Consider the following 19,651-nt stretch of genomic DNA (forward strand, 5'->3'; position numbering starts at 1 on the left):
ATATATGATATAAAGTATATTTAATATAATAATACTTATGATATAAATGAATAGTATTTCTTTGATCATTGCTACTTTAACTCCTCAAGACAAAAAGGATTTTCTACTGACGCTCAAGCGGAGAAACAAGAGAAGCGATACAAAGAATGTAGCGCTTTTTAAACTCCTGGATACTCCTGACCCTGCCGGTAATTTGGACCTTGTTCTCTATGGTAAGCGTTCAAAAAATGCCTATCATGCGCTGTGTAAGAGACTTCATGATACCCTTATAGATTTTGTAGCCACAAAAAAAATTGAAGAAGAATCTTCCAAAGAAATGACGGCTTTAAAATTAATCCTGGCAAGCCGCACTTTTTTTCAACATCATCAAGCCACTATTGCCTTTAAAACATTGGCCAAAGCCGAATTGATAGCCAAAAAAAATTCATTATTCACAACATTAAATGAGATATACCAGATCCAGTTAACACACTATCATTTAAGCGATTCACTTGATTTTAAGGAAACATTAAAAAAGTTAAAAAAAAATAAAGGCAACATTCTTCATAAAGAAAACCTGAATCTTTTTTATGCCGCAATTCAAGAAGAGTTAAACGGTAAAAACCCACAGCTATCAGATATCATTGAAAGAAATTTACTCCTTTATAATATCTCAATTACAAAACATGTTAGTTACCCGTCACTTTTTAAGATTTTGCAAATCAGCAACCAGGTGGCCTATGTCACGAGAAACTATTATGATATCCTGGATTTTATAGAGCAGGCAAGAAAGAAAATTGACATTTCTGAAAGGGTTCAAAAGCAGCACCTTTATGATCATATCCAGATTTTGTATTATTTATCAAATACCTATTTTAGAATTAAAAAATTCAAAAAATCAGCTGATACACTACAGAGCATGCATAACAATATGCGCTTGCAGCAACAAAAATACTATCCTGTTTTTTATTGTCAATATTCATTGCTGGAGAACTTGCTTCTTATCTACACGGGTCATTTAGAGCAGGCTATTGACAAATTATATCAATTCAATTTTAAGAAATTTAAAAATCAGGAAGTACATATTCATGATTTGAAATTAACACTTGTCGTCGCTTTGTTTCTTCATGAAAATTTCAAAGAAGCACTTAAAGTTTATACAGATTTTTACCATAGTGACAACTGGTATTCAAAAAAAGTAGGCTTTATATGGGTTATCAAAAAGAACCTCCTGGAGATTTTGATATTTATAGAGCTGGATTATATAAATCTGGTTGAATCAAGATTAAAAAGTTTTAGAAAAAAACACAGCGCCCACCTGATCGAGCACGACGAAAAAAGAATTTTAGATTTCGTCACACTCATTGGTGCTTATTATAGCAATAAAGAAGCCATTACATCAGAAGCCTTTGCAAAAGAACTTGATCATATATTAAAGGTTGAGAGCGGTGAAGAAGATATTTTTGCCATAAGCTTTTATGCCTGGCTGAAAGCGAAAATAACCTCTAAAAAGACCTATGATACCTGTCTTGAATATATAAACAAAGTATAATAAATTAGGGATAAATAGGTTTGAGTAGGGCCAATCCCAAAAATTTAACTTACTTTAAACACCTCTCAACATTTAATGAATTCCTTTTTATGAAATCGTATACAATTGAAGAAATCAATGCCATTTTAAAAGGCGAATTGATAGGACATACCACTGAAAAAATAGTGGGTCCTGAAGAATTAGAAAAGGCTCAGGCAAATCATATCACATTTATTGGCAGCAGTACATATGCAAAACTATGGGCAAAATCCAAAGCAAGTGCTGCCATAGTCAACGAAACATTAAGTGTTGAGCCCGGAGATGATCGGGCCTTAATTAAGGTTAAAAATGCCGATTTGGCCATGGCTAAAATATTAGAGTTATACAATCCTCCCAAACCTCATTTTGATATCGACATCCATCCTACTGCGGTGATACATGCTTCAGCCAGCATTGGTAAGGGTTGTATAGTTGGAGCTAATTGCTATGTCGGAAAAGACGTTGTTCTGGAAAAGGAAGTAGTGCTGTATCCCAATGTTTGCGTTTTTGATGAAACCATTATCGGAGAAGCTACGGTTGTTTGGTCTGGAACCGTCATTAGGGAACGTTGCATTATTGGCAGTAATTGTATATTCCACACCAATGTAAGTATTGGTGCCGACGGTTTTGGTTACCGCCCAAGTGACGATGGGAGAGGTTTGACCAAAATACCACAAATAGGCAATGTTGTTATAGGGCATTATGTTGAAATTGGCGCCAACTCTTGTGTGGACCGTGCCAAATTTAGTGCAACCATTATTGGCGATGGATGCAAAATAGATAACCTGGTGCAAATCGCGCACAACAGTGTTATGGGGCGTTCATGTATTATGGCCGGACATAGCGGGTTAGCAGGTTCTGTAACTTTGGGAGATGGAGTTATTATTGGAGGAAGTGCTTCTATCAAAGACCACACAACAATACATTCAGGTGCCACAGTTGGCGCTGGTTCTGGTGTGATGAATAATGTTGCTGCCGGACAAACCGTTTTGGGCTATCCAGCTCAAGAAGCCCGAGAGATGCTGAAACAATGGGTTGCCATGCGCCGATTGGCTAAAAAGTAGCCTTTTAATAAGAAACCCATTCGAAATTCCTAATTCGATATTCAATATTCCCAGGGGATTACTCCGTGATCCCCGGTCGACCTCGGTTGCAACTAAAATCCCAATGCGCTGAAGCGCAGGGATTATTTCATGATCCCTACAATGTCCTCGGCTGCAACTAAAATCCCAATGCACTGAAGCGCATTGACGATTTTTTGTTTCCCTTCTTGCTTTTGAGCGAGCTCAACGCGAAGGGAAACAAAAAATCCCGATGAATTTTCATTCATCGGGATTTTGATTGATGTGGGCAATGAGGGATTCGAACCCCCGACCCCCTCGGTGTAAACGAGGTGCTCTGAACCAACTGAGCTAATTGCCCTAAGCGGATGCAAATATAATTTAGTTTTTAATACTGGCAAACATTTTTAATTAATTTTTAGGCTTTTCTACAGAATAGATTTTCTCACTTTGATAAGGACGGGATATTTCTGTAAAACTTTGATTCCTGGCTTTCAATGGCACTGTAAAGAGAAGTTAAAAACTGCATTCTGCCTTCCTCATTCGGAATGATTTTAGCTATTAAAGCATTGCTCTCATATTGAGATAATTCCACATCCGACAATGAATCAAAAATAAACATCTCGACAAACTCGCGACTATCCGCTCCCCAGAAATGTTTAAAAGGATAATAACCAAGTATCTTGGAATTCTTATAAAGAACTTCTTCTACGTAGTTCTTGTAATTGTCATAGGAATATTCATCCTCAGTATCCGAAAGTATATTGGTTTTTATCATAAAGGTAAAAGGCAAGTTCTGGCCCGGTTCTCTTATTAAATCTTTTGTGCTTTCTGAAGTAAGGTATATCTCATCTTCATGTTTGCTTTTATAAAAACTGTTTTGTTTTTCAAAAAAGGCATTTCTTTCCTCTTCATCGGGCCAGGCCTCCTCTATCAGTGCCATCCTCATCTCATTAATGGTCATGATGTCTTCCCACGAACCGATCACATTAATCACCTTGATCTCACCAAACTCAGGCAAAAAATAACTCATCAAAACTTCATGAGAACGTATCAGGTCAATCTTGCTGGTTACTTTATTGAAATATTCCTCTTCAACTTCCTTCCAGGCTTCAAAATCAAAGCCTTCAACACCGTGCAAAGTAGTGATGGTCACATAAGCCTGCTCACCGTCAATGATTTCTTGCCCGGAAATTGGGCTCAAATTTAAAACAGCAACAAATAAGATTACCAGGGAAAGAGATAAAGGCTTCATAAGATTTGATTGTAAAATACACTATCAAATTTAAGCTATTTTGTTGAAAAATTATAAGTGAAGTTCAGCAACTACAAAAGTACTTCCCCCGACGTATATAAAGTCATTGGGCGACGCATTTTGAACCGCTGCATCGTATGCAGAGGCAACCGATTCATATACTTGCCCGTGAAGACCATGGTTAACTGCCTCCTCTTTTAATGCCTCGGCTTCCAAACCCCTTGGGATATCGGGTTTACAGAAATAATATTTCGCCTTGCTTGGAAAAATCGGCAATATACTTTCAAGGTCCTTGTCATTTACAACACCCAGCACGATGTGCAATGTTTCAAATTTCTCTTTATTGACCTGAGACATGGCGAGTATCAGCCCCTCTCTGTTGTGTGCAGTATCGCAGATAATCTTTGGCCTTTCACCTAACAACTGCCATCTCCCTTTTAAACCTGTATTTTTTGACACCGACAAAAAACCATTCACCAAATGTTCATGTTTTATATTGAGCCCCGTTTGATCAAGCAGTTTTAAGCATTGAACCGCCGTTCTAACGTTCTTAACTTGATAATCCCCCAAAAGGTCAGTATCAAAGTTATCCTTTACCAGGTGCTCGGCTATATATACCGGTGCATGATTTGCATTGGCAAGATCTTTAAAAACCTGAATGACCTCCTCTTGGTATTCACCTATGACTACTGGTGTTTCAGGCTTGATGATCCCTCCTTTTTCAAAGGCAATCTCTTTCAGGGTTTCCCCTAAAAACTGGGTGTGATCGAGTCCGATATTGGTAATCACCGAAACCAGGGGCCTGATAATATTTGTCGAGTCCAGCCTTCCTCCCAGGCCAACCTCAACAACAGCTATATCAACCTTTTGTTGAGCAAAAAAATCAAAAGCCATGCCGACCGTCAATTCAAAAAATGACAGTTTCTGGTTTTCTAAAAAAGTTCTGTGTGTTTTGATAAAATCGATCACTGATGCCTCATCAATTGATTTTCCATTCACCCTTATTCTTTCCCTGAAATCCTTTAAATGGGGTGAAGTATAGAGGCCGACTTTATAACCGGCTGTTTGCAAAACCGAAGCAATCATATGACTGGTTGATCCCTTTCCATTCGTACCGGCCACATGAACCGTGGCATACAAATTCTGGGGTTCATGAAGTATTTTGCAAAGCGCTTTGATATTGGTAAGATCCTTTTTAAATGCGCTGCTTCCCTGTCTTTGATACATGGGAAGCCTGGAAAACATCCAATCTAAAGTTTCCTGATAATTCAATTTATTCAGATAAAGAAAAATTATAGATAATGGCACCCATTTGCTTTACCGGCGCCTTACTGTCAGCATTGAATTTGGTCTTAAGTGCGGCTTCCTTGGCCCGGTTCAATAAACATTGGGCCGAATTGGTAGTCCCTTTTACGCCTGGCTCCGCAGCTATAACCCTTCCGGACTGATCAACAGAGATCGATACAACTACCTTGCCCTCTTCATTACAATCATATTCAGGCTTTGGCTTGTTAAGGGCATTCCTGTTGCCCAACCTGTAATTACCGCCACTTCCGTCTCCGCCTATTCCATAATAACCACTGGCATTGGGATCTCCTGTCACTTTCCCTTTATCCCCAGCCTGATTGTCATTTCCTTCTCCCCCATCTGCCTTGCCATTGCTATCACTTATGCCGCCTATCATGGCATCAATGCTTTTTCTCTTAGCCTCTTGGGCCGCTTTTTCCTCAGCGATTCTTTTCGCTTCAGCGACTCTTTTGCGTTCTATTTCAGCCTGGCGTTCAGCCTCGGCTTTTCTTTTTGCTTCAGCCTGCCTTTTTGCTTCTGCCTTCGCTTCTGCTTCTTCCCTTTTTTTTGCTTCTTCCTTTTTCTTAATGGCTATGGCTTCTTCGTTAGCCTGAGTAATGACCTCCTCGGATGTTTCCTCGGGCGCAGCACTGGGCTCAATGGCCTCTTCCTGAACCTCCTCAGCAACTTCCTCAGCAACTTCTTCTGTGGGCTGTTCTGTATTCTCTGTTTCAGGTTCTGATTGAGCTGCCGGTTTCAATGCCTCGGTTGGCTGTTGGTTGCCACTTCCATAATCCGTGGTTCCAAAATTAACTGCGATACCAAATTCTTCAGGAGGATCCAGATAAGTCAAACCAAATACAAACATCAACAGAAGGATAAGCACGGCAATAACAGAAGTCATTAGGGCTGATTTACGTTTATGAGTTGTATCAAAAAGAGCCATTGTTGAATATCTATTTAGGTCTTACGGCCAGAACCACCTTGATTTTGTTTCGATTGGCAATATCAAGTACCTTCACCGCCTTTTCAATTGGAACACCCTCTTCTGCCCGCAACACTATAGTGGGTTGGTCACTATGCTTAAGCTGGTTCAGCAAATACTGTTCCACTTCATTTTCCTTAACTTTTTTCTTATCGATATAATAATCGAGCTTCCTGGTGATGCTCACTGCGGTTGATTTGTTGTTCTCCGTTTTACCCTGGGCTTTTGGCAAAATAATGTCCAATGCATTTACAGTGACCAGTGTAGAGGTCAGCATAAAGAATATTAAAAGCAAAAAAACAATATCTGTCATCGACGACATATTGAAATTTGGATTGATCTTATTTCTTCCTCCTAAATTCATATATTAATTAATACGTTATACCGGTTCGTTTAAAAGATCAAGAAATTCCAGTGAATTGGCTTCCATCTGGTACACTACCTTGTTTGTTCTTACGATCAGATGATTATAGGATATGTAAGCAATGATACCTACAATAAGCCCTGCGACCGTAGTTGTCATGGCGGTATACAAACCGTCACTAAGCATTTTTATATCTATTTGCCCACCCGAATTTGCTATTTCATGAATGGCAATAATCATCCCGATTACCGTTCCAAGGAACCCAATCATCGGGGCAGCTCCAGCTATTGTGGCAAGTACACTTACATTTCTTTCAAGTTTATAGATCTCCAGCTTTCCTGCGTTTTCAATGGCTGTATTAATATCATCAAGGGGCTTCCCAATCCTGGAAATCCCTTTTTCTATCAATCTGGCAACAGGCGTTTTGTTATTCTGGCTGAGTATTTTAGCGGCTTCGATATTACCACTCAGGATATTATCCCTGATCTGGTTCATGTAATTCTTATCAATTTTACTGGCCGCTTTGATCGCTAAAAACCGCTCAAAATAAATATAAAGACCAATCAATAACAATACAAACAACAAAGCGATAATGATCTGCCCTCCCAGGCCGCCTTCCATTATGAGATTGAAAATTGATAAAGTTTTTTCTTCAGAGACAATTTCTTCAAGGTTTTCAGGTGTCGTATCAGTATCCTGAAGTAAAAGTAATGACATATTGCTAAATTAATGAGTAATTAAATCGTAACGATGCAATCGCACTAAAATTGTTCGGGAAATGTGAAAGTTTCCTTAAAATTTTAGATAAAGGATCTAAGGAACATAAAACCGGCTGAACCGACTAAAAAACCTACTAAAGCGAGCCATCCTATTTTCTTCATATACCAGAAAAAATTTATATTTTCCATGCCCATGGCAACAACACCTGCTGCTGAACCAATAATCAGCATACTTCCACCGGTTCCTGCTGCATAGGCTATAAAATGCCAAAGCGGGCTATCGACCGGATCTGAAAACATACCAATACTTGCCGCTACCAAAGGAACATTGTCAATTACAGCTGAGGCAACACCCATCAGCATCACGACCAAATCGGATACGCTGTAACCCGCAATAAGCGGCTCCGTACCCAACATCGGTACGGTGGCATTCATTTCATTGGCAAAATTAAACAGTGTCCCCAATGATTCAAGCCCTGCAACGGCCATTAAAATTCCCAGAAAAAACAAAATACTTGGCAATTCAATTCCAGACAAGGCCTTATGAACCGGACTATAATGTGCAGCCTCATCAGAATTAGAGTCTACTGTGGTCAGAGAAAATCTCGTATTTGAATAGATCTCTGCGAAAATAGCCACGACTGCAAGTGAAAGCATCATGCCTACATAGGGCGGCAAATGCGTAATGGTTTTAAAAACAGGAACAAATACAATGGCACTTAAGCCCAGGTACAGCATAATTTTACTGTACTTATCAATCTTTTCGTCATCGCCATCTTCAATAGTTTCGATATTGCCCTTAAAAGCCGGCAAACGAGAAGCAATCAGCGCGGGTATAACCATGCATAAAAGTGAAGGAATAAACAGGAATTTAATAAGGTTAAGCGTAGTTACCTTTTTTCCAATCCACAACATGGTTGTTGTAACATCTCCAATAGGTGACCATGCTCCTCCTGCATTCGCAGCGATTACGATCAATCCCGCAAACCATAACCTGTCTTCTCTTTCCCTGACGATCTTTCTCAAGATGGTGATCAAAACGATAGTGGCAGTTAAATTATCTATAATGGCCGATAGAATAAAAGCCAGTATTGAAAAAATCCACAAGAGTCTTACCTTGGAGTTTGTTTTTACAAATCCTTTGATGGCAGAAAAACCATTGAAATAATCAATGATCTCGACTATGGTCATAGCTCCAATAAGGAATACCAGTATTTCGGCAGTTTTACCCAAATGGTGTAATAGAATTTCATCCAAATGAGTGGGCTCCAGTCTGAGTTCAGCAGTATTCACTTCAAACACCGGAAGATGTCCTAATGAAATCATGGCCCAAATAATTGCCATCATTCCCAAGGCAGGAATAAGTTTGTCGATTTTTAAATTGTGTTCTAAAGTAATTGCAAGATATCCTAATACGAAAACGATTATGACCAGTGATTCCATTTATTTTATTTTATTCGCTAAATATAATAATTTATCATAATGAACACCCGCAAAAGCTACATAAAGTTGAATAAAATTTCACAGATTGGCATGACGCCCGCCTGTTAATGGATATCATTGTCAACACTTGCAACAACAACTTATTTTTTTTAAGATTCATGCTATCATATCAGTTGCTGTAAGGCAATTTCAAAAGCCGTTTTACAAATATTTGTCTTGTATGGATGTAAGCGGTGTGTTTTTTCAAGAGCCAATCTTATCGTATTTGAAGTATCTTCAAAGATAGAATGATCGCTCATGGGAAGCTCGATTTTAGATTCCATCAGATAAGCAAACAACCTTGCTATCCCACAATTTGAAATAAAATCGGGTAACAGGCTTACCTGCTGGTCCGTGAATTCCATAATGGAACCAAAAAAGATTTCCTCATCTGCAAATGGCACATTGGCTCCTGGAGAAATCACTTCAAGCCCGGCTACTATCATTTTTTCTACCTGATCTTTGGTGACGAGTCGGGATGCCGCGGCAGGAATAAATATTTCCGCCGGGACAGACCATATTTTTTCGTTAATCTCATCGAAGGGCATCATCTTTTCGGCCACCAGCATATTACCCCGTTTATTTAAAAACATGGTTCGGATGTCTTCCATATCAAAGCCTTCCTTATGAATCACTCCCCCAACTCTATCAATGATGCCCACTACCTTTACACCAAGCTGTGTAAGATAGTAAGCCGCGGCTGACCCCACATTTCCAAATCCCTGGACAATGGCTCTTTTCCCCTTAATTTCACCTCCATAAATGTCATAGTAATGTTTTACTGCCTGTGCCACGCCAAAACCAGTAAGCATATCGGCTATAGTATACTTTTTAGAAAGATCAGGAGAGTAGTGTTTATCTTCTATAACTTTTATGACCCCGTGTCTTAACTGGCCTATCCTATTGATTTTTTCGGCCTCGGTGGGCTTAAAATGCCCGTTAAAAACTCCTTCCTGAGGATGCCAGACCCCAGAGTCTTCGGTAAGGGGGATCACATCGTGGATCTCGTCGACATTTAGATCACCACCCGTACCGTAGTAATGTTTCAACAAGGGGGTAACGGCCCTGTACCATCGTTCCAAAACACCTCTTTTTCTAGGATCATTAGGGTCGAAATTGATACCTGATTTAGCACCTCCGATACTGGGTCCGGAAACGGTGAATTTCACCTCCATGGTCTTAGCCAACGACAAAACTTCATTCATATCCAATCCCTTACGCATCCTTGTGCCGCCACCGGCTGCTCCTCCCCTCAAAGAATTGATAACTGTCCAGCCTTCTGCTTCGGTCTCCCTGTCTCTCCAGTGAAAAACAATTTCAGGTGGTTTATTCTCATACTTCTTTAAAAGCTCCTTCATGATGCTGATGTATTAGTCTTTATACGTTATAAATTACCCCACTGCTATGGTCCTTAATCGCTCCGGTTACACTGCTGAGGCAATTGACCTCATCCTGGTCTTTTAAAACACCTAAAAAGGCAAAGAGTAAAGCCTCTTTAAAATCAATAATGTCTCTTGAAGGAATAACAATCTGAGCATTGGTCAGGTCTTTGATTCTTTGGATCATAAAATCGTTAAGCGCCCCGCCTCCGGTGATCAAAACTTTTAACTCCTCTTCATCAAAATTGGATGCAGCTTCATTGATGCTTGAGGCGATTTGGGAAGCGCTGTGTTCAACAAAAGTCCTGAGCCTGTCTTCAAAGGACAAATCAAACTCGGAAAAAATTGGAAGAATCGATTCTATCACATATTCATAACCCAGTGATTTTGGCTGATCCTGTAAATAAAATTCCAATGCATCCAACTTTTTCAGAAGTTCTTTGTTGACAGCACCCTTTGAAGCTATTTTTCCTTTATCATCATAATCAAATCCCTCAAGACGCGTAAAAAGATTCAATACGATATTTGCCGGACAAATATCATAGGCGATTCTATCGGAACCATTATCATAAGAGACATTGGCAAAACCACCAATATTGAGGCAAAAATCATATTCAGAAAACAAGATCTGGTCACCGATTGGAACCAGGGGAGCTCCTTGCCCTCCAAGTGCTACATCCTGGGTCCTGAAATCACAAATCACTTTCTTTCCTGTTTTCGTCGAAAGATGTGCTCCGCTGCCAATTTGCAAGGTGTAATTTTGGCTTGGATTGTGAAAAATAGTATGCCCGTGAGAAGCTATAAAATCAACTTTATCAATGTTGTTCTCGCCTATAAAATCCACTACCAGTTCTCCGAGGTAAATCCCATAATCAGCATCGAGCCTTGTTAATTTTTCTCCTGAAAAAGAAAATGCTTTCTGTAATCTATTTTTCCATATTTCGGAATAATTAATCGATTTTGTTTCTAATATTTCAAAATCATAAGCCTTATTTCTGCTTATTTTAACATATACTAAATCTACTCCATCAAGGGAGGTTCCGCTCATTAATCCTATTACATACCAATTTTTATTCATCATACCCGGTAAAATTACAAATACATTTTGAGAATTTGACTATATTTGAGCAATACAATTTATATTTAATCAAGTAATTTTTATCCATGGATTTTACCCTTACCGAAGAACAGATCATGATACGTGATGCAGCTCGTGATTTTGCCAGAAATGAATTATTGCCAGGTGTTATAGAAAGAGATGAAAAACAACAATTTCCGCATGAGCAGATAAAAAAAATGGGGGAACTTGGTTTTCTGGGTATGATGACAGCTCCGGAATATGGCGGTGGCGGCATGGACACAGTATCTTATGTTCTCGCTATGGAGGAGATTTCAAAGATTGATGCTTCGGCATCCGTCGTCATGTCAGTAAACAATTCATTGGTTTGCTGGGGCCTCGAAACATACGGAACGGAGGAGCAAAAGCAAAAATACCTTGTGCCTCTTGCAACAGGAGAAATCATTGGTGCATTTTGTTTAAGTGAGCCTGAAGCAGGGAGTGATGCTACTTCGCAAAAGACCAGTGCCGTTGATATGGGGGATCATTATATAGTCAATGGAACCAAAAATTGGATCACCAATGGCAGTACCGCAAGTGTTTATCTTGTAATCTGTCAAACCCACGCCGAAAAAGGCCACAAGGGAATCAATGCCTTAATTATAGAAAAAGGCATGGATGGATTTGTGGTTGGCCTCAAAGAGAATAAATTGGGAATCAGAGGCTCAGATACCCATTCTTTAATGTTCAACAATGTAAAAGTTCCAAAAGAGAACCGGATTGGGGAAGACGGGTTTGGTTTTTCCTTTGCCATGAAGACCCTTGCGGGTGGTAGGATAGGAATCGCTGCTCAGGCGCTCGGAATTGCATCAGGAGCCTATGAACTGGCTCTGCAATACTCAAAGGAGAGAAAAGCCTTTGGCAAGGAAATCAGCCAGCATCAGGCCATCGCTTTTAAACTGGCAGACATGGCTACCGAGATAGAGGTTGCCCGCTTGCTTTGCCTGAAAGCAGCCTGTGATAAAGATGAAAAAAGAAATTACGACCAGTCTGGAGCCATGGCAAAGTTGTATGCTGCGGATATGGCCATGAGGAATACAGTAGAAGCCGTTCAGATTCATGGAGGTTATGGATTTGTAAAAGAATACCACGTTGAAAGACTTATGAGAGATGCAAAAATCACGCAGATCTATGAAGGAACTTCAGAGATCCAAAAGATCGTGATCTCCAGATCACTTCTCAAATAAGATATCTATGGCATTAAAAGTTCTGATTACAGGAGGTACCGGTGCTATTGGCAGTCAGCTTTGCGATTTCCTGTCTGAACACAACTGCGAAGTAAGTGTTTTGAGCAGAAGCAGGAATGAGCACTCAAAATATACCACCTATTTGTGGGACTACGAAAATTCCCTTATTGATAAAAAGGCTTTTGAGCAATGTGACTATATCATACATCTGGCCGGTGCAGGAATAGCAGACAAAAGGTGGACCAAAGCCAGAAAAAAGGAAATACTTAACAGTAGGGTAAAAACTACAGCTCTTTTGTTCAAAGCTCTTTCAAACACTGATCATAAGGTAAAGGGAATTATTTCGGCTTCAGCCGTTGGATATTACGGCCAGATTACCACACCACTAAATTTTAAGGAAGAGGACCCGCCAGGAAATGATTTTGTTGCTTCAGTCTGCAAAGCCTGGGAAACGGAAGTAAACCGTTTCAATGAACTATCTGTTAGAACCGTCAATTTAAGAATTGGCATCGTACTTATGAAAAAGGGAGGAGCACTTGAAAAAATGGCAAAGCCCTTTAGATGGAATGTCGGGGCTCCCCTGGGACACGGGAAACAGATCATTCCATGGATTCATATCATTGATCTCAATCATATTGTTTTACAGGCACTTTCTAACCCTGAAATGAAAGGAGCCTATAATTGCTGTGCACCTGACCCTGTAAGCAATGAAAAATTTTCGGAGGAAATTGCTGTCGCTCTGGACAAAACTTTGTGGCTTCCACATGTGCCTTCATCAGTTTTGCGATTGCTGCTTGGAAAGCGGTCAGTGCTCTTAACTGAAGGAAGCAGGGTGTCATCAAAGAAGATTTTGAATTCTGGATATGTTTTCAAATATCCTCATATTCGGGAGGCTCTGCATGACCTGTTACCTTGAAACAGGTTCTTTTTTGATTATAAATCTTCAATTTTTAGAGATGATTTTAGCATATCCATACTTTTTGCAAGGCTAAAATTGTGATTTTACATTTCTTCTTTGGTTTAACACTTTTCTTTGATTTTTAAGTAGAGATTTCGCTATTTTTGTGAAAATTTACTAATTATGGCATACGAAAAGCAGGGGGTATATTTACCTGAATATGAACATGACAATTGTGGAGCCGGTTTTATTTGCAGTCTAAACGGGGAAAAAACCAATAGCATCATACATGATGCCCTTGAGATACTTATAAAACTGGAACACAGAGGGGCAGTTAGTGCCGACGGGAAAACCGGTGACGGAGCCGGGATACTTATTGAAATTCCCCATGAATTCTTTCAAAAGACTTGTGATTTTGAGCTACCTGAACAGATGGAGTATGCAGTAGGGATGATCTTTCTGCCAAAGGGAATCAATCAGTATACCTATTGTATCAATGCACTTGAAGCAGAAATCAAGAATCAAGGACTTGAAGTGTTAGGCTGGAGAGAGGTACCGGTGCATCCTGAGCATTTGGGGCGCATTGCCAAATCAACAGAACCATATATAAAACAATTGTTTGTCGGGAAAAACGGTCTGGAACTCACACCCCTGGCCTTTAACGCCAAGGTTTATGCTGCCCGAAAAATTGCCGAACATAAGATTAACGAATCGAAATTAAAACACGCCAGGCAGTTTTATATCCCTAGCTTTTCAACAACAACGCTGATCTATAAAGGATTATTGATTCCCGAAGATATTAGAAATTTTTATGCTGATTTATCTGATCCGAAACTCGTAACAAGATTAGCACTGGTTCATCAGCGTTTTTCTACAAATACAGCGCCTTCATGGGACCTCGCCCAACCATTCAGGTTTATGTGCCATAACGGAGAGATCAATACCCTTAGAGGTAATGTAAGCCGTATGAAAGCACGCGAGGAACTGATGAAAAGCGACCTTTTCGGAGAAGATATCAAAAAGCTGTACCCGATCATTCTTGAAAAGAAATCTGATTCGGCTTCCATGGATATGGCAGTGGAATTATTATTAATGACGGGGCGCTCATTGCCTGAAGTCATGATGATGTTGGTTCCGGAGGCTTGGGAAAAAGACAAAACAATGCCTGATGAGAAAAAGGCTTTTTATGAATACAACTCCTGTATTATGGAGCCTTGGGACGGGCCCGCATCAGTTCCGTTTACAGATGGCAACTATATAGGTGCTCTACTTGACCGTAACGGATTGAGGCCTTCACGTTTTACGGTAACCAAAGGGGGCTATGTCATCATGTCTTCAGAAATTGGCGTATTGGATATCAAACCTGAAGATGTTGTAAGGCATGGCAGGCTTGAACCAGGCAAGATGTTCCTCGTTGACATGAATGCAGGCAGGATCATTGAAGATGAAGAAGTGAAAAATGAGGTAACTAAAAAACATCCATACAGGCAATGGCTAAATGAGAATATACTTCCTTTAGCTGATGTGCCATATACCGGAAACAAATGTCCTGTAGAACTGACATCTTACAAAACCAGGCAAAGGATGTTTGGATATACCATGGAAGATATTGATACGATCATTACTCCGATGTGTAAAAGCGGTAAAGAAGCTTTGGGTTCCATGGGAACAGATACGCCACTTGCGGTTCTTTCAGACAAACCCCAGTTGTTATACAATTATTTCAAACAGTTGTTTGCCCAGGTAACCAACCCGCCTCTCGATGGTATCAGGGAAGAGATCATAACAGATATAAGCCTGGCAATTGGTGAAGACCGAAATATTTTTGTTACTTCTCCGGACCACTGCAAGAAACTAAAAATTCAAAATCCGGTTATCTCAAATGATGACCTGGACAAAATAAAAAATATTGATCATCCTGATTACAAAGCGTATGAAATCCCCATGCTATATGATATTAAAAGGGGATTAAATGCCTTGGAAAAATCACTCAACCTGATCGTCGAAAAAGCGACCAAAGCAGTCGAAGAAGGATATAATATCATGATTCTTTCAGATCGTGGAGCTGATAAAATAAATGGTCCTATTCCTGCACTTTTGGCCTGCTCTTTTCTTCATCATTCCTTAAACGATATAAAAAAACGATCAAAATTCGGCATCATTATCGAATCTGCCGAGCCGCGTGAACCTCATCATTTTGCTACACTTTTTGGATATGGAGCAAGTGCCATCAATCCGTATATGGTTAATGAGATTATCCGTGAAAAAGTAAACTCAGGGGGTATTTCGGGCATTGATGCCGAAGAGGCTGTTCAGAATTTTAACAAAGCTATTGGAAAGGGAATTCTAAAGATCATGAATAAGATCGGAATTTCCACGCTGCATTCTTACAGGGCTTCTCAGATCTTTGAAATACTGGGTCTTAACTCTAAATTTACCAATAAATATTTCCCTAACACGGCCTCCAGAATTGAAGGAATCGGACTTTACGAAATTGAAAGAGAGATTTCCAAAAGACATAAAAACGCATTTTTCAACAATAAGATTGACAATAATCTTAAACTTGATATTGGTGGAGATTACAGATGGAGAAGGACTGGTGAAAGGCATATGTTCAACCCGACAACCGTTTCCAAACTTCAGCAGGCAGTTCGTATGAATAATACTGAGAGCTATAAACAGTATTCAGACATGATTAATGAGCAAAGTAAAAATCTGATGACGCTCAGAGGTCTCTTTGAATTCCAAAACCTTGATCCTATTCCGTTGGAGGAAGTTGAGCCATGGACAGAAATTGTCAAAAGGTTCAAAACCGGTGCCATGTCATACGGATCCATCAGTAAGGAAGCCCATGAAAACCTTGCCATTGCCATGAACAGGATTGGCGGGAAAAGCAATTCGGGCGAAGGTGGTGAAGACCTGAAAAGGTTTAGAAAAGATTTGAATGGAGACAGCAGGAACTCTGCGATCAAACAGGTGGCTTCAGGCAGGTTTGGCGTATCGAGCAATTACCTGACCAATGCTCAGGAAATACAAATCAAAATGGCTCAGGGAGCCAAGCCGGGAGAAGGAGGGCAGTTGCCAGGAGAAAAAGTTTTCCCTTGGATTGCCGAAGTTAGAAATTCTACGCCCTATGTAGGATTGATCTCTCCGCCTCCACACCATGATATATATTCTATCGAAGATTTATCGCAGCTGATTTTTGATCTTAAAAATGCAAACAGAGAGGCCAGGATCAATGTTAAACTGGTTTCAGAAGTAGGCGTTGGCACAATTGCAGCAGGGGTTGCCAAGGCTAAAGCCGATGTGATTCTGGTATCCGGTTTTGATGGAGGTACCGGTGCTTCTCCTTTAACCTCCCTAAAGCATGCCGGGCTCCCCTGGGAACTTGGTATAGCGGAGGCACAACAAACCTTGGTGTTAAATGATCTTAGAAGTCGTGTTGTTCTCGAATGTGACGGACAGTTAAAGACTGGTCGTGACGTTGCCATTGCTTGTCTTCTTGGAGCAGAAGAGTTTGGTTTTGCCACAGCTCCATTAGTTGCTTCGGGCTGTATCATGATGCGTAAGTGTCATTTAAATACCTGCCCTGTTGGGATTGCGACTCAGGATCCTGAATTAAGAAAAAACTTTAAAGGTACACCCGAACACGTCATCAACTTTATGTACTTCGTTGCCGAAGAACTAAGGCAGATCATGGCGTCATTAGGATTCAGAACCATCAAGGAAATGATTGGCCAATCTCAAAAGATCCATGCAAAAAATGCTGTTGAACAATACAAGGCACAGGGTCTGGATTTATCAGGTATTTTATACCAACCATCAGACTATCACGATAAAGTAATCCGAAATACTGAGAAACAACATCATGAAATAGAGGATGCCCTGGATTTCCAGATCATTCAGGATGCCCACCCGGCCATCTACAGAAAGGAAAAAATGCAATTAAAATATCCGATTTCCAATACAGACAGGTCTGTTGGAGCCATTATCAGTAATGAAATATCCAAGATCTATGGAGCCAACGGATTACCAAGCAATACCCTTCAGGTTAATTTTACCGGATCGGCAGGACAAAGTTTTGGAGCCTTTGCAACAAAAGGCCTTACCCTCAATCTGGAGGGAAACACCAATGACTATTTAGGAAAAGGGCTATCAGGCGCCAAAGTGATCATTAAGAAGCCCGAAAAGGCCACTTTTGTAGCTGATGAGAATATCATTATCGGAAATGTATGTTTTTACGGTGCCACTAAAGGTGAAGCCTATATCAATGGGGTGGCAGGAGAACGGTTTTGTGTTAGAAATTCAGGTATTACTGCAGTTGTTGAAGGTGTAGGAGACCACGGATGTGAATACATGACAGGAGGTAAAGTCGTCATCCTTGGGAAAACAGGCAGGAATTTTGCTGCAGGAATGAGCGGTGGTATTGCATATGTATACGATCCTGAGGAAAAATTTGTCAATGGTTTGTGCAATATGGAAATGGTTGAACTTGAAAAACCATCGGCCGGCGATGCACAGGAATTGTTTGAGTTGGTTCAAAATCATTACCATGCTACCGAAAGTACCAAGGCATTAATGATATTAGAAAACTGGGATAAGCAATTATGCAACTTTGTAAAGGTAATACCAACTGATTATAAGAAGGCTTTGGCTAGAATTGAACAAGAGAAAGCAGTAAAACAAACAGTTTAATTATGGGAAAAATAACGGGATTTATTGAGTTTGAAAGAGTCGATGAGCATAATAAGGCTGTAAAGGATAGACTGAAAGATTATAAGGAATTTACGGTTAAGCTTCCTGAAGAAGAGCTTAAAAAGCAAGGCTCCAGATGCATGGATTGCGGAATACCATTTTGCCATAGCGGATGTCCGTTGGGTAATTTGATTCCAGATTTTAATGACCTTGTTTACAGGGGTGAATGGAAAAAAGCATTGGAAATTCTTCATTCCACAAATAATTTTCCTGAATTTACAGGGAGGCTTTGTCCCGCGCCTTGCGAAAAAGCATGTGTTCTTGGATTGATTGAGGATCCTGTATCCATCGAAAATATTGAAAAAAACATTGTCGAAAAAGGATTTGAAAAAGGATGGATCGTGGCGCATCCACCTAAAGAAAGAACAGGTAAAACAGTTGCCGTTGTAGGTTCTGGACCTGCCGGCTTGGCCGCAGCCCAACAATTGAACAGAGCCGGGCACATGGTCACCGTTTTTGAACGCGATGATGAAATTGGAGGGCTTTTGCGTTATGGTATTCCAAATTTCAAAATGGAAAAAGAAATCATAGACAGAAGGGTTGCCATTTTAAAAGAAGAAGGCATTTTGTTTGAAACCAATGCGAACATAGGGCTCAATTACCCAATAGAAAAACTTGATGATTTTGACTCAATAGTGCTTTGTGGCGGAGCGACTAAAAGACGTTCCTTGCCAACCAAGGGCGCTGATGCCAAAGGCGTGGTTCAGGCAATGGATTTTCTTACTCAGCAAACCAAATCATTATTCGGCAGTAAATTTGAAGGAGAAATGATATCCGCCCGGGGCAAAGACGTTATTGTAATTGGCGGTGGTGATACGGGGTCTGATTGTGTTGGAACGTCCAACCGCCAGGGCGCGAAATCTGTTACTAATTTTGAGATCATGCCTAAGCCTCCCTTATCAAGAAGTGATACTACTCCATGGCCCTTTTGGCCTTTGCAACTCAAAACATCTTCCTCTCATGAAGAGGGCTGTGAACGAAACTGGCTGATCAATACCAAAGAATTCATCACCAATGACAAAAATGAATTGATCGCCTTAAAGACCGTTGAAGTTGAATGGAAAACAGTTCCTGGTCAAAGACCTCAACTTATTGAAAAGGCAGGTACCGAAAAAACCTGGCCATGTGATCTTGTATTACTTGCTCTCGGATTTACAGGGCCTGAAACTACCCTCAGTGAACAACTTGGTTTGGATTTAGATGAACGAACAAACTATAAAGCCAGCAATTACCAGACGAATGTATCGCATGTATTCACCGCAGGGGATATGAGAAGAGGACAATCTTTGATCGTTTGGGCCATAAACGAAGGAAGGGAAGCTGCACGAGAGGTTGATTTATTTTTAATGGGAAGCAGCAATCTTCCCATCAAAGGACAAGGGGATCTTCCGGGCGTATGATAAAATAATATGATCATGCATAAAAAGAAAAAGACAAGGTTTAAACCTTGTCTTTTTCTTTTGTAAAGAGCCTGCAAATAAGACCTTATATTGTTCAAATGTTTTAACTGAATTTTCATTTTTTTCATCGCTTTCCGAAAATGTTAAGATTATCTTCAGAATTCAAAGCTACTTTTATCCCATCAAACCTTAAAAGGGTTAATAAACATTTGT

15 protein-coding genes and 1 tRNA gene are annotated in these 19,651 nt (G+C 40.1%); 6 read left to right on the top strand and 10 right to left on the bottom strand.

Annotated elements, in window-relative coordinates; all coding sequences use genetic code 11:
- The first annotated feature begins 46 nt into the window (after positions 1 to 46).
- A complete protein-coding gene (locus AABB81_RS08975) occupies positions 47 to 1,531 on the top strand; it encodes a hypothetical protein (RefSeq protein ID WP_342160045.1) in 1,485 nt (494 codons plus the stop codon).
- An 89-nt stretch (positions 1,532 to 1,620) separates the two neighbouring features.
- Positions 1,621 to 2,613 carry a UDP-3-O-(3-hydroxymyristoyl)glucosamine N-acyltransferase gene (gene lpxD, locus AABB81_RS08980; RefSeq protein WP_342160046.1) on the top strand — a complete coding sequence of 331 codons (993 nt, stop codon included), beginning with the start codon at positions 1,621 to 1,623 and terminating at the stop codon, positions 2,611 to 2,613.
- 122 nt (positions 2,614 to 2,735) lie between these two features.
- On the opposite strand, the gene AABB81_RS08985 is transcribed toward lpxD, so the two are convergent.
- From AABB81_RS08985 to AABB81_RS09030, 10 genes are all read right to left on the bottom strand, one after another.
- Positions 2,736 to 2,879, bottom strand: coding sequence for a hypothetical protein (locus AABB81_RS08985; RefSeq protein WP_342160048.1), 144 nt, complete (start codon positions 2,877 to 2,879; stop codon positions 2,736 to 2,738).
- Positions 2,880 to 2,896: 17 nt separating this feature from the next.
- A tRNA-Val gene (locus AABB81_RS08990) sits at positions 2,897 to 2,971 on the bottom strand.
- 84 nt (positions 2,972 to 3,055) lie between these two features.
- Positions 3,056 to 3,865 (bottom strand): hypothetical protein, encoded by an 810-nt coding sequence (locus AABB81_RS08995; protein WP_342160050.1) that lies wholly within the window; start codon positions 3,863 to 3,865, stop codon positions 3,056 to 3,058.
- A 51-nt stretch (positions 3,866 to 3,916) separates the two neighbouring features.
- Complete coding sequence (locus tag AABB81_RS09000; protein WP_342160767.1) at positions 3,917 to 5,137, bottom strand: bifunctional folylpolyglutamate synthase/dihydrofolate synthase; 1,221 nt, start codon at positions 5,135 to 5,137, stop codon at positions 3,917 to 3,919.
- Between the two features lies 1 nt (position 5,138).
- On the bottom strand, positions 5,139 to 6,056 hold the full coding sequence (locus AABB81_RS09005; protein WP_342160051.1) for an energy transducer TonB: 918 nt from the start codon (positions 6,054 to 6,056) through the stop codon (positions 5,139 to 5,141).
- Positions 6,057 to 6,108: 52 nt separating this feature from the next.
- On the bottom strand, positions 6,109 to 6,501 hold the full coding sequence (locus AABB81_RS09010; RefSeq protein WP_342160052.1) for an ExbD/TolR family protein: 393 nt from the start codon (positions 6,499 to 6,501) through the stop codon (positions 6,109 to 6,111).
- 15 nt (positions 6,502 to 6,516) lie between these two features.
- Entirely contained in the window at positions 6,517 to 7,218 is a 702-nt protein-coding gene (locus AABB81_RS09015; protein ID WP_342160053.1) for a MotA/TolQ/ExbB proton channel family protein, read from the bottom strand.
- Between the two features lie 83 nt (positions 7,219 to 7,301).
- Positions 7,302 to 8,663, bottom strand: a complete 1,362-nt coding sequence (gene nhaD, locus AABB81_RS09020) for a sodium:proton antiporter NhaD (protein ID WP_342160054.1) — start codon at positions 8,661 to 8,663, stop codon at positions 7,302 to 7,304.
- 164 nt (positions 8,664 to 8,827) lie between these two features.
- A complete protein-coding gene (locus tag AABB81_RS09025; RefSeq protein WP_342160055.1) occupies positions 8,828 to 10,060 on the bottom strand; it encodes a Glu/Leu/Phe/Val dehydrogenase dimerization domain-containing protein in 1,233 nt (410 codons plus the stop codon).
- 19 nt (positions 10,061 to 10,079) lie between these two features.
- Positions 10,080 to 11,162 (bottom strand): anhydro-N-acetylmuramic acid kinase, encoded by a 1,083-nt coding sequence (locus AABB81_RS09030; protein ID WP_342160056.1) that lies wholly within the window; start codon positions 11,160 to 11,162, stop codon positions 10,080 to 10,082.
- A gap of 83 nt (positions 11,163 to 11,245) precedes the next feature.
- On the opposite strand from AABB81_RS09030, the gene AABB81_RS09035 reads away from it, so the two are divergent.
- The 4 genes from AABB81_RS09035 to AABB81_RS09050 all read left to right on the top strand — a co-directional run bounded on the left by AABB81_RS09035 (position 11,246) and on the right by AABB81_RS09050 (position 19,438).
- A complete protein-coding gene (locus AABB81_RS09035; RefSeq protein WP_342160057.1) occupies positions 11,246 to 12,385 on the top strand; it encodes an acyl-CoA dehydrogenase family protein in 1,140 nt (379 codons plus the stop codon).
- A gap of 7 nt (positions 12,386 to 12,392) precedes the next feature.
- A complete protein-coding gene (locus tag AABB81_RS09040) occupies positions 12,393 to 13,301 on the top strand; it encodes a TIGR01777 family oxidoreductase (RefSeq protein ID WP_342160059.1) in 909 nt (302 codons plus the stop codon).
- Between the two features lie 165 nt (positions 13,302 to 13,466).
- Positions 13,467 to 17,978: a glutamate synthase large subunit gene (gltB, locus tag AABB81_RS09045; protein ID WP_342160060.1), complete on the top strand. Its 4,512-nt coding sequence runs from the start codon at positions 13,467 to 13,469 to the stop codon at positions 17,976 to 17,978.
- Between the two features lie 2 nt (positions 17,979 to 17,980).
- On the top strand, positions 17,981 to 19,438 hold the full coding sequence (locus AABB81_RS09050) for a glutamate synthase subunit beta (RefSeq protein ID WP_342160062.1): 1,458 nt from the start codon (positions 17,981 to 17,983) through the stop codon (positions 19,436 to 19,438).
- The last annotated feature ends 213 nt before the right edge of the window (positions 19,439 to 19,651 follow it).

This window comes from Lutimonas vermicola (genome assembly GCF_038433205.1).
Classification (GTDB): Bacteria; Bacteroidota; Bacteroidia; order Flavobacteriales; family Flavobacteriaceae; genus Lutimonas; species Lutimonas vermicola.

Coding starts and splice junctions, on each gene's coding strand:
- AABB81_RS08975 (WP_342160045.1), top strand. CDS start 47: ATGAATAGTATTTCTTTGATCATTGCTACTTTAACTCCTCAAGACAAA.
- lpxD (WP_342160046.1), top strand. CDS start 1,621: ATGAAATCGTATACAATTGAAGAAATCAATGCCATTTTAAAAGGCGAA.
- AABB81_RS08985 (WP_342160048.1), bottom strand. CDS start 2,879: ATGAATGAAAATTCATCGGGATTTTTTGTTTCCCTTCGCGTTGAGCTC.
- AABB81_RS08995 (WP_342160050.1), bottom strand. CDS start 3,865: ATGAAGCCTTTATCTCTTTCCCTGGTAATCTTATTTGTTGCTGTTTTA.
- AABB81_RS09005 (WP_342160051.1), bottom strand. CDS start 6,056: ATGACTTCTGTTATTGCCGTGCTTATCCTTCTGTTGATGTTTGTATTT.
- AABB81_RS09010 (WP_342160052.1), bottom strand. CDS start 6,501: ATGAATTTAGGAGGAAGAAATAAGATCAATCCAAATTTCAATATGTCG.
- AABB81_RS09015 (WP_342160053.1), bottom strand. CDS start 7,218: ATGTCATTACTTTTACTTCAGGATACTGATACGACACCTGAAAACCTT.
- nhaD (WP_342160054.1), bottom strand. CDS start 8,663: ATGGAATCACTGGTCATAATCGTTTTCGTATTAGGATATCTTGCAATT.
- AABB81_RS09025 (WP_342160055.1), bottom strand. CDS start 10,060: ATGAAGGAGCTTTTAAAGAAGTATGAGAATAAACCACCTGAAATTGTT.
- AABB81_RS09030 (WP_342160056.1), bottom strand. CDS start 11,162: ATGATGAATAAAAATTGGTATGTAATAGGATTAATGAGCGGAACCTCC.
- AABB81_RS09035 (WP_342160057.1), top strand. CDS start 11,246: ATGGATTTTACCCTTACCGAAGAACAGATCATGATACGTGATGCAGCT.
- AABB81_RS09040 (WP_342160059.1), top strand. CDS start 12,393: ATGGCATTAAAAGTTCTGATTACAGGAGGTACCGGTGCTATTGGCAGT.
- gltB (WP_342160060.1), top strand. CDS start 13,467: ATGGCATACGAAAAGCAGGGGGTATATTTACCTGAATATGAACATGAC.
- AABB81_RS09050 (WP_342160062.1), top strand. CDS start 17,981: ATGGGAAAAATAACGGGATTTATTGAGTTTGAAAGAGTCGATGAGCAT.